We start from the raw sequence: 9,363 nt of genomic DNA on the forward strand, positions 1-9,363 counted from the left end.
GGCCCCGGCCGCTCCGCGAATGTCGTAAAATCCGGTACGGCCCGGCCATTCCCCGCATTTCCCGAGCGCATGTCCCGGAAATGTGGCCCCTCCCCGCTGGGGGGCGGAACGCCCCCGTCAGGCGGCCTCGCCCTGCAGGCGCGCTTGCGCGCGCTCCCGGCCGATCAGCGGCAGCAGCGCCTTGAGCTCCGGGCCGCTCTCCTGCCCGGTCAGCGCCGCCCGCAGGGGATGGAACAGCGCCCGGCCCTTGCGACCCGACGCCGGCTTCAGCGCCGCCAGCCACTGCGCATAGACCTCCTCGCCCCATGGCAGCGGCGGCAGCAGTTCCGCCGCCTGCCCGAGGAATGTCGCGTCCTCGGCGGCGATGACCGGCACGACCGGCCCCTCGACCACCTGCCGCCAGAGCACGGCATCCTTCAGCGTCGCCAGATTGCCGCGCACCGCCAGCCAGAAGGCTTCGCCGCCGCCGACGCCCAGCGCGGCGAGCCGCGCCGCCACCGCCGGATAGGGCAGCAGATGCAGCGTGCCGGCGGTCAGCGCGGCGAGATCGGCGGGATCGAAGCGCGCCGGCGCGCGGGAAATGGCGGAAAGGTCGATCCGCGCCGCGAGCGCGTCGAGATCGGCCGCCGGCTCCACCGCCAGCGAGGTGCCGGTGAAGAGGGCCAGCGCCGCCACCGCCAGCGCTTCCTGCCCCGCCTCGCGCAGCGCGCGCAGCGAGAGGTGGCCGAGCCGTTTCGACAGCCCCTCGCCGCTCGGCAGCGTCAGCAGATTGTGGTGGCCGAAGGTGGGAACGCCGCCGCCCAGCGCCTCGATGATCTCGATCTGCACCGCGGTGTTGGTGACATGGTCCTCGCCGCGGATGACATGGGTGACGCCCATGTCGATGTCGTCGACCACCGAGGTGAAGGTATACAGATACGAGCCGTCGGCGCGAATGAGCACCGGATCGGACAGGCCGGTGGAATCGATGCTTTGCGGGCCGCGCACCAGGTCGTCCCACCCCACCGGACGCCCCTGCAGGCGGAACCGCCAGTGCGGCCGGCGCCCTTCCGCCTCCAGCCGCGCACGCTCCTCCGCCGTGAGCTTCAGCGCCGCGCGATCATAGATCGGCGGCAGGCCGCGCCGCCGCCGCGACAGGCGGCGGGTCTCCAGCTCTTCCTCGGTCTCGTAGGCGGGATAGAGCCGCCCGTCCGCCTTCAGCCGCTCGGCGGCGGCATCGTAGAGCGCCAGCCGCTCGGATTGCCGCTCCACCCGATCCGGGACGATGCCGAACCACGCCATGTCCTGCGCGATCGCCTCGGCGAAGTCGCGCGTCGAGCGGGCGGTGTCGGTGTCGTCGTAGCGCAGGATGAAGGTGCCGCCCTCGCGCCGGGCGAAAAGCGCGTTGTAGAGCGCGGAGCGGGCATTGCCGACATGCAGCAGGCCGGTCGGCGACGGGGCGAAGCGCAGGACGGGACGGACGAGGGTGCTCATGATGCCCGCCTTATCGCCGGGATGGCCGGCGGGGGCAACGGGGAATGGCGGCCCGGGCCTGCACGACGGCCGGGGGGCATCGTGCGAGTGCGGACATGGAAGCCGTCATGACCGGGCGTGTCCCGGTCATCCACGTCTCCGGTCCGGCCGGCGCGCCCGGTCGAAGGCAGGGATCCCCGGAACAGGTCCGGGGACGATGGCGTACGGGAGAGATGACGGCGGGCGGAATGGGCCGGACGCTCCATCTCCCGGGGGGACTCCCCTCCCGGCATTCCCGGATCGGCCCTCAGCCATTCGGGACGACGGAACGACGGCCCCGAATGTTACCGCGCGGTGTCCGCCAGAACCGTCATGGCCGGGCTCGGCCCGGCCATCCACGTCTTCGGCCCGGACGGCCCTATGCCGTCTCGCGGAACCTGTTGGTGATGGGATAGCGCCGGTCGCGGCCGAAATTGCGGGTGGTGATCTTCACCCCCGGCGCCGCCTGCCGGCGCTTGTATTCGGCGATGTTCAGCATCCGCTCCACCCGCGCCACCAGCGCCGGGTCGAAGCCCAGCGCGGCGATTTCGGCGACCGGCAGTTCCTTCTCCACCAGGCATTCGAGAATGGCGTCCAGCACCTCGTAGGGCGGCAGGCTGTCCTGGTCCTTCTGGTTCTCGCGCAATTCGGCGGTCGGCGGCTTGTCGATGACGTTGTCCGGCATCACCCGGCCGTCCGGGCCGAGCGCCTCCGCCGGCTTCCAGCGGTTGCGTAGGCGGCACAGGCGGAACACCTCGGTCTTGTAGAGGTCCTTCAGCGGGTTGTAGCCGCCGTTCATGTCGCCATAGAGCGTGGCGTAGCCGGTGGACATCTCCGACTTGTTGCCGGTGGTCACCACCATGGCGCCGAACTTGTTGGAGATCGACATCAGGATGGTGCCGCGCGCCCGCGACTGCAGGTTCTCCTCCGTCACGCCGCGCTCGGTGCCGGCGAAGAGCGGCGCGAGGCACGCCTCCAGTCCTTCCACGCCGTCGGCGATCGGCACGATGTCGTAGCGGCAGCCCAGCGCCTCCGCCACGGAAGCGGCGTCGGACAGGGATTCGTTCGAGGTGTAGCGATAGGGCAGCATCACGCAATGCACCCGCTCGGCCCCGAGCGCATCCACCGCCATCGCCGCCACCAGCGCCGAATCGACGCCGCCGGACAGGCCGAGCACCACGCCGGGGAAGCGGTTCTTCTCGACATAGTCCCTCAGCCCCAGGACGCAGGCGGCGTAATCGGCCTCGTCGCCGGTGACGAGCGGCGCGCGCGCGCCCTCCTCGCAGCGCCAGCCATCGGCCCAGCGCTCCCAGCGGGTGATCCGCACCCGCTCCTGGAAATTCGGGAACTGCACGGCGAGCGAGCGGTCGGCGTTGAGCACGAAGGAGCCGCCGTCGAACACCAGTTCGTCCTGGCCGCCGATCTGGTTGACATAGGCGAGCGGCAGGCCGCTCTCCACCACGCGGGCCACCGCGATGTTGGTGCGCTCGTCATAGACCGTGCGGCGATAGGGCGAGCCGTTCGGCACCAGCAGGATCTCCGAGCCGGTTTCCGACAGGCACTCGATGACGTCGGTCGACCAGATGTCCTCGCAGACCGGCACGCCGAGCCGCACGCCCCGGAACGGGATCGGCCCCGGCATCGGCCCGGTCGCGAAGACGCGCTTCTCGTCGAACACGCCGTAATTGGGCAGGTCCACCTTGTAGCGCAGGGTCGCGACGCGCCCCTCCTCCAGCAAGGCCACCGCATTGTAGAGCTTGCCGCCCTCGAGCCAGGGCGTGCCGATCAGCACCGCCGGCCCGCCATCGGCGGTCTCGGCGGCCAGCGCCTCCACCGCCTTGCGGCAGGCGGCCTGGAAGGCGGGCTTCAGCACCAGGTCCTCCGGCGGATAGCCGGCAATGAACAGCTCGGTGAACAGGACGAGATCCGCCCCCTGCCCGGCGGCCAGCGCGCGGGCGGCGCGCGCCTTCTCCAGATTGCCGGCGACGTCGCCGACGATCGGGTTGAGCTGGGCGAAGGCGATGAGAAGCTGGTCGACGGGAGCGCTGGACATGATGAAGCTGATTTAGCAGCCCCGCCGCATTTGGGAAATGCCGCATGGAGGCGGAGGGCGTCAGTCCCAGTCGGTACCGGGCACCCGCAACGCGGCGGTGCGGAACCCGGCCTTGCGGGCGATCGCCGGCAGCAGCCGCTCCAGCCCGTGGATCACCGTGCCGTCATCGGCGATCGGCTCGACGGGGTAGTCCGTCCATTGCAGGTCGAGCGCCAGCACCGGCGCCAGCGCCGCCGGCCGCGCCGCGAACATGTTGCCGATCGGGAAGTCGACGAAGCCGGTCATTTCCTCGGTGAGGCCCATGTCCCGCCCCAGCAGCTCGGCCGCCCGCCGGTTGCGCGCCCAGCCCACCAGATGCGGGTCGTCGGGGTAGACGAGGCCGAGCCGCGGGTCGGCGGCGAAGGCGGCCAGCGTCGCATCCAGCATCGCATGCCGGCCGCCGAGGGTGTTCTCCCACAGGAAATCCCGCCAGACATCGCCGATCCGGGTGCGGCTCGCCTGGCTCTTCTTGCCGTGGACGTGCACCGCGACGTCATAGCCGCCGGCGAGGAGCGGCGCCCGCAGCGCGGTGAAGAACGGCCCGACATCGCGCCCGAGATTGGGCACCTGCACGATCTCCACGCGCCCGCCATAGGTGGCGGCGGCCCGTTCCAGCAGCCGCGCCTTCTCCGCGCTGCCGGTGGTCAGGAACAGGTCGGGACGGGCGAGATTGGCGGATAGCCGCTCGAAGAATTCCGGCGCCAGATCGGCATAGTGGAAATGCCCGTGCAGCATCGCCTTCAGGGCCGGCGGCTCCGGCGCCGCCGCTGGCGGCCCGATCACCGGATGAACCCACGGGCCTTCCGGCTGGCCCTGCTCGATCCAGTGCGCCAGCGGGTAGCGCCGCTCGTCGAGGCATGCCTGCGGGTGGGCCTCGGCATAGAGGAGCGGATGGAAGCCGGCATAGGGGCGGCGCGGCTTGCCGGCACCGGGCGACAGCTGCATCAGCCTGTCGCGCCGCCACGCCCGGACGCGCGCGCTCAGTTCCGCCTCGCCGATTTCGAGCCGGCTGCGGTCGGCGGAGAGCACCAGCGCGACCTCGGCGTCGACGCGGCCGGCGGCCGCCCGGCCGAGCCGGTCGATCGCCTCGGCGATCGTCTCGCCGGCGGCCGGCGCCTGCCAGCGCTCCCGGCCGGGCCGGGCAGCGGCGAGCGCCGCCGCCCGCTCGGCCGGCGTGCCGAACAGCACCGCGCCCGCGCCGTCGTCGAACCATTCCGGCTCGCCGGGAAGCGGCGAACCGTCCGCCGTGCCGGCGAGCGCCACCACCGGCACGTCGCGCCGCGCGAGGGCGCGAGCCAGTTCGGGCCCCTCGGCGCCGCCGACCACGGCATAGAGCGGCGCATAGAGCGCGAGGCGCTGCGCCAGCGCCGCGAGGAACACATCGTGCGGCGGCCGGGACAGGGACAGCCGCAGCGGCACGGCGCCCGGCGGCAGCACCGTCTCGCCCCCCGCCTCGGGCAGCAGCACGATGAGATCGCCGCGCGCCGCCAGATCCCGCAGCAGCGCCGCCCGCGCCGGCGCGTCGCGCGGCGGCGGCAGCAGCACCAAAACGGTGCGGCCGTTCGACGGCAGGTCGGGAAAGGCCATGCCGGCCACCAGCGCCGGCAGGTCCTCGTCGGCGCGCGCCATCCAGGAGGCATAGGCACGGCGCGGATGGCCGTGACGGTCGAGCACCGCCTTGCCGAACAGCGGGCGCGGCCGGCGATAGGCGTCGAACAGCAGCGCCCGCCACAGGCCGCGCGGCGCATCGGCCTCGAAGAGCAGCGGCCGGACCCAGCCGCTCGCCCGGCGTGCGATCCGGTTCAGCCAGCTCTTGGCCTTGCCGCGCGGCCGGAGCCGCGCATAGTCCCGACGCACCGGAGGCGCCGCAGCCCCGTCGGGTTGCTCAACCGTCGTCATGAACCCACCCGGAACACCGCCACCCGCGAGACATCGCCTGGACCGTCGCCGTTTCATCCGTTGATCGGGCGACGGCCGGGACGTAGCGGAATCGTTCTAACAAAGCCCTTCCGGCAAGGCCATAGCACCGGATCGCGGCACCGCCATGGCGCGGCGGGCGAAGCCGCTCCCGAGGCGGGAAACCGCGCCCTACTCCGCCGCCATGGCGCAGGCCGCCGCCGTGCGGCGCGCGCCCCAGGCGCGCAGGCCGAGCACCGGTTCGCGCAGCGCCTCCCCGTCCGGCGTCAGGCGATAGCCGACCTGCGGCGGCACGGTGGGATAGACCGTGCGCAGGATCACCCCGTCGGCCTCCAGCTCGCGCAGCGCCTTGGAGAGGATGCGCTGGGTGACGGTAGGCATGCGCCGCTGCAGCTCCATGAAACGCAGCTCGCCGTCCAGCAGGTGATAGATCACCCCGCCCTTCCATTTGGCGCCGATGATCTCCAGCGCCGCCTCCACCGGGCAGCCGGTGCCGCGCGTATAGTTGCTGTGACGCTTCGCCATGGTCCCACTCCGTCCGACGCCGGGGAATGTAGGCAGCGCCTCGGGGCGGCGGAAGGGGCTTACATTTTCGATACCAGCCGACAATTGCGTGCGTTCTTGCGCGACGCCGGCGGCCTGCCGACATTGCCTGCCGAACCGCAACACGGCGCGAAAGCGCAGGAGACAAGCCATGAAGGCCATCGGCTACATCGATTCGCTGCCCATTTCCGAGGAGCGCGCGCTTTTCGCCTTCGACGCGCCGGAACCGGCGCCCGGCCCGCGCGACCTCAAGGTCGCGGTGAAGGCGGTGGCGGTGAACCCGGTCGACACCAAGGTGCGGATGCGCCGCGCCGGCACGGCGGAGGCGCCGGTGATCCTCGGTTGGGACGCCGCCGGGGTGGTGGAGGCGGTCGGCGCCGAGGTCACGCTGTTCAAGCCCGGCGACAAGGTGTTCTACGCCGGCGCCATCGACCGCCCCGGCACCAATGCGCCGTTCCATCTCGTCGACGAGCGCATCGTCGGCCACATGCCGGCCTCGCTCGGCTTCGCGGAGGCGGCGGCGCTGCCGCTGACCGCCATCACCGCCTGGGAAGCCCTGTTCGACCGGCTGCGGCTGACCCGCGCGAGCACCGGCACGCTGTTGATCATCGGTGCCGCCGGCGGCGTCGGCTCGCTCGCCGTGCAGTTCGCCCGCCAGCTGACCGGGCTCACCGTCATCGGCACCGCCTCGCGGCCGGAAAGCCGGGAATGGCTGCAAAGCCTCGGCGCGACGGCGGTGATCGACCATTCCAGGCCGCTGTCGGAGGAACTGGCCAAGGCCGGCTATGACGGCGCCGACCATGTGTTCAGCCTCACCGCCACCGACCGTCACTGGGAGGAGATCGTCAAGGCGCTGAAGCCGCAGGGCCAGGTGGCGCTGATCGACGATCCCGACGCCATCGACGTGCGGCAGCTGAAGCAGAAGAGCGCCTCGCTGCACTGGGAATTCATGTTCGCGCGCCCGCTGTTCGGCACGCCGGACATGATCGCCCAGCACAAGCTGCTCGACGAGGTGGCGCGCCTCGTCGATGCCGGCACGGTGAAGACCACGCTCGGCGCCAATTACGGGCCGATCACCGCCGGGAATCTCAAGCGCGCCCATGCGGCGCTGGAGAGCGGCCGCGCCATCGGCAAGATCGTGCTGGAAGGCTGGTGACGTTTTCCACGCGCCGCCCTGGCCGGGATGATCGCCTGCCACGACGGATGCTCCCTCTCCCCGACGGGAGAGGGATGGGGCGAGGGGTTTTCCGGGCTTCCCGAGCGCCTTCCCCCTCACCCGCCGCTGCGCGGTCGCTCCCCCTCGGGGAGAGGCGAGGCGGTCGTCGTTCACCTGGCCGCCAGCCCCGCCATTTGCGTGAGATAATCCAGCATCCCGCCGGCGTCGTCCGCCGCTCCGGTCCAGCCGAGATATTTGTCTGGCCGGACCAGCCACGCCCCCGATGCCCCGAGGGCGGCGGCGAACATGCCGGCGGCGTCGTGATGCAGGCTCACACCCGGCGCATCCTCCAGCGGCGCATCGCCCGGAACCACGACGATCACCCTTGGCGGCAGGCGCAGCGCGCTCTTCAGCCGCGCCGCCAGTCCTTCCAGCGCCGGCAGGCCGTCCGGCCGCACCGCGGCGAGCAGTACCCAGTCCGGTCCGCGCACCGCATCGGCGAGGCGCAGCGGAAAGCCGATCCCGTGGCGGCGCAGGCCCTGCACCTCCGGCAGCCGGTCGCCCGGCGCCACCGGGCCGAAGGCGGTCCCGGCGCTGAGCGGCCCGCCGCGATAATTCACCAGCAGCTGGGTATCGGCCAGCCGGTCCTCCGGCTTCTTCGGCTTGCCGAAGCTCATCGACTGCTCGACGGTGCGGGCGATCACCTCCTCCGCCACCGGCCGCCGCTCCGCCTCGTAGCTGGCGAGCAGCTCCGGCCCGGCCCCGCCGCGCAGCACCGCCGCCAGCTTCCAGCCGAGATTGTAGGCGTCCTGGATGCCGGTATTCATCCCCTGCCCGCCGGTCGGCGGATGGATGTGGCAGGCATCGCCGGCGATGAACACCCGCCCCTCGCCATAGCGGGCGGCCAGACGCATGGAGATGCGGAAGATCGACGACCAGCGCAGATCGGACAGCGCCGGCGGGTCCGGCAATAGCCGGTCGGCCACCTCCTGCAGGTCGGCCAGCGCGGCACCGGGGCGATCGGCGAGGATTCCGTGCTCGACGCCGCGGGCGCCGCCCTCGCCCGATGGCCACAGCCGCTCCGGCGCCACCATGGAGACGCGGTAGCGTCCGCGCTCGGGCAGCGGAATGGCGACGAAGAAGTCCGGCGGCGCATCGGGTGCCGGCCGGATGGCGAACAGCGCCCGCCCGCGGGGCAGGTCCCAGTCGATGCGCACATCGCCCAGCATGAACGCCATCGGCCACGCCTCCCCCTCGAAGGGGATGCCCAGCGCCCGGCGCACCGCGCTATGGGCGCCGTCGCAGCCGACGACATGGGAGAAACGCGCGGCGGAACCGTCGGCGAAGGTCGCCTCCACCCCCTCGCCGTCCTGCACCAGCCCGACGAGCTCCACGCCGCGCTCGATGCCGATGCCGTGGCGCGCGAGATGCTCGGCGAGAATGCGCTCGGTGGCGTATTGCGGCACGCCGAGCTGGGCATAGGGCAGGTCGGAGAAATCGTTCTCGGTCTCGCGCGCCGGGTAGCCGTGCACGAGGGTGCGCAGCCCGTCGAGCCAGAGCCCGGCGGCGACCAGCTCGCCGGCAAGGCCCAGATCGTCCATCACCTCCAGCGTGCGGGGGGTGATGCCGATGGCGCGGCAATAGGGCGACGGCGCCGCGAGCCGCTCGACCAGCCGCGCCCGGAGGCCCTGGCGCGCCAGCACGGCGGCGAGAACAAGCCCCACCGGGCCGGCGCCGACGATGAGCACCTGCTGCGGTACGGGCGGCACGTCAGGCGGCACGGTGTCCCCTCCCCGTCATCTGCCTCTTGTCGGTGGAGGCTAGCGGAACGCGGGACGCCGCGCATCATGCCGGCGGAGCCGGGCAAGGTCATCCGGGCACCGACAACCTGCTCCTTCCCCCGCAGGGAGAGGGCCGGGGCGAGGGTTGGCAACGCTTTCCGATCGCGTGCGCCCTCTCCGACCCGCTTCGCGGGCCACCTCTCCCCAACGGGGAGAGGAGAAGGTGAAAGCACGGATGCCCGGGTCAGGCCCGTTCCTGAGTCCCTCCGACAGAAGCCGCACCCAACGAGGCGCCCCCCGCTCTCCCTGCCGAGCGCCCTTCCGTCATGGCCGGGCTTGGCCCGGCCATCCACGATTTTTCCCGTGCGCCCGGATGAAAACGC

6 protein-coding genes are annotated in these 9,363 nt (G+C 72.1%); 1 reads left to right on the forward strand and 5 read right to left on the reverse strand.

Features of this window, described 5'->3' with window-relative positions:
• Positions 1–117: 117 nt before the first annotated feature.
• The 4 genes from KHC19_RS00285 to KHC19_RS00300 form a co-directional block, all read right to left on the reverse strand.
• The gene (locus tag KHC19_RS00285; protein WP_213350035.1) at positions 118–1,473 is read right to left on the reverse strand and encodes a glutamate--tRNA ligase; all 1,356 of its coding nucleotides are present in this window, start codon (positions 1,471–1,473) and stop codon (positions 118–120) included.
• Between the two features lie 397 nt (positions 1,474–1,870).
• Positions 1,871–3,544 carry an NAD+ synthase gene (locus KHC19_RS00290; protein WP_213350036.1) on the reverse strand — a complete coding sequence of 558 codons (1,674 nt, stop codon included), beginning with the start codon at positions 3,542–3,544 and terminating at the stop codon, positions 1,871–1,873.
• A gap of 60 nt (positions 3,545–3,604) precedes the next feature.
• Positions 3,605–5,482 carry a rhamnan synthesis F family protein gene (locus tag KHC19_RS00295; RefSeq protein ID WP_213350037.1) on the reverse strand — a complete coding sequence of 626 codons (1,878 nt, stop codon included), beginning with the start codon at positions 5,480–5,482 and terminating at the stop codon, positions 3,605–3,607.
• Between the two features lie 189 nt (positions 5,483–5,671).
• Positions 5,672–6,025 carry a winged helix-turn-helix transcriptional regulator gene (locus KHC19_RS00300; RefSeq protein ID WP_213350038.1) on the reverse strand — a complete coding sequence of 118 codons (354 nt, stop codon included), beginning with the start codon at positions 6,023–6,025 and terminating at the stop codon, positions 5,672–5,674.
• 169 nt (positions 6,026–6,194) lie between these two features.
• On the opposite strand from KHC19_RS00300, the gene KHC19_RS00305 reads away from it, so the two are divergent.
• On the forward strand, positions 6,195–7,199 hold the full coding sequence (locus KHC19_RS00305) for a zinc-binding alcohol dehydrogenase family protein (protein ID WP_213350039.1): 1,005 nt from the start codon (positions 6,195–6,197) through the stop codon (positions 7,197–7,199).
• 170 nt (positions 7,200–7,369) lie between these two features.
• Here the strand turns inward: KHC19_RS00305 and KHC19_RS00310 are convergent, their stop codons facing one another.
• Complete coding sequence (locus KHC19_RS00310) at positions 7,370–8,980, reverse strand: FAD-dependent monooxygenase (RefSeq protein WP_343207612.1); 1,611 nt, start codon at positions 8,978–8,980, stop codon at positions 7,370–7,372.
• Between the last annotated feature and the right edge of the window lie 383 nt (positions 8,981–9,363).

It is taken from the genome of Ancylobacter oerskovii (genome assembly GCF_018390555.1).
Lineage (GTDB): Bacteria > Pseudomonadota > Alphaproteobacteria > Rhizobiales > Xanthobacteraceae > Ancylobacter > Ancylobacter oerskovii.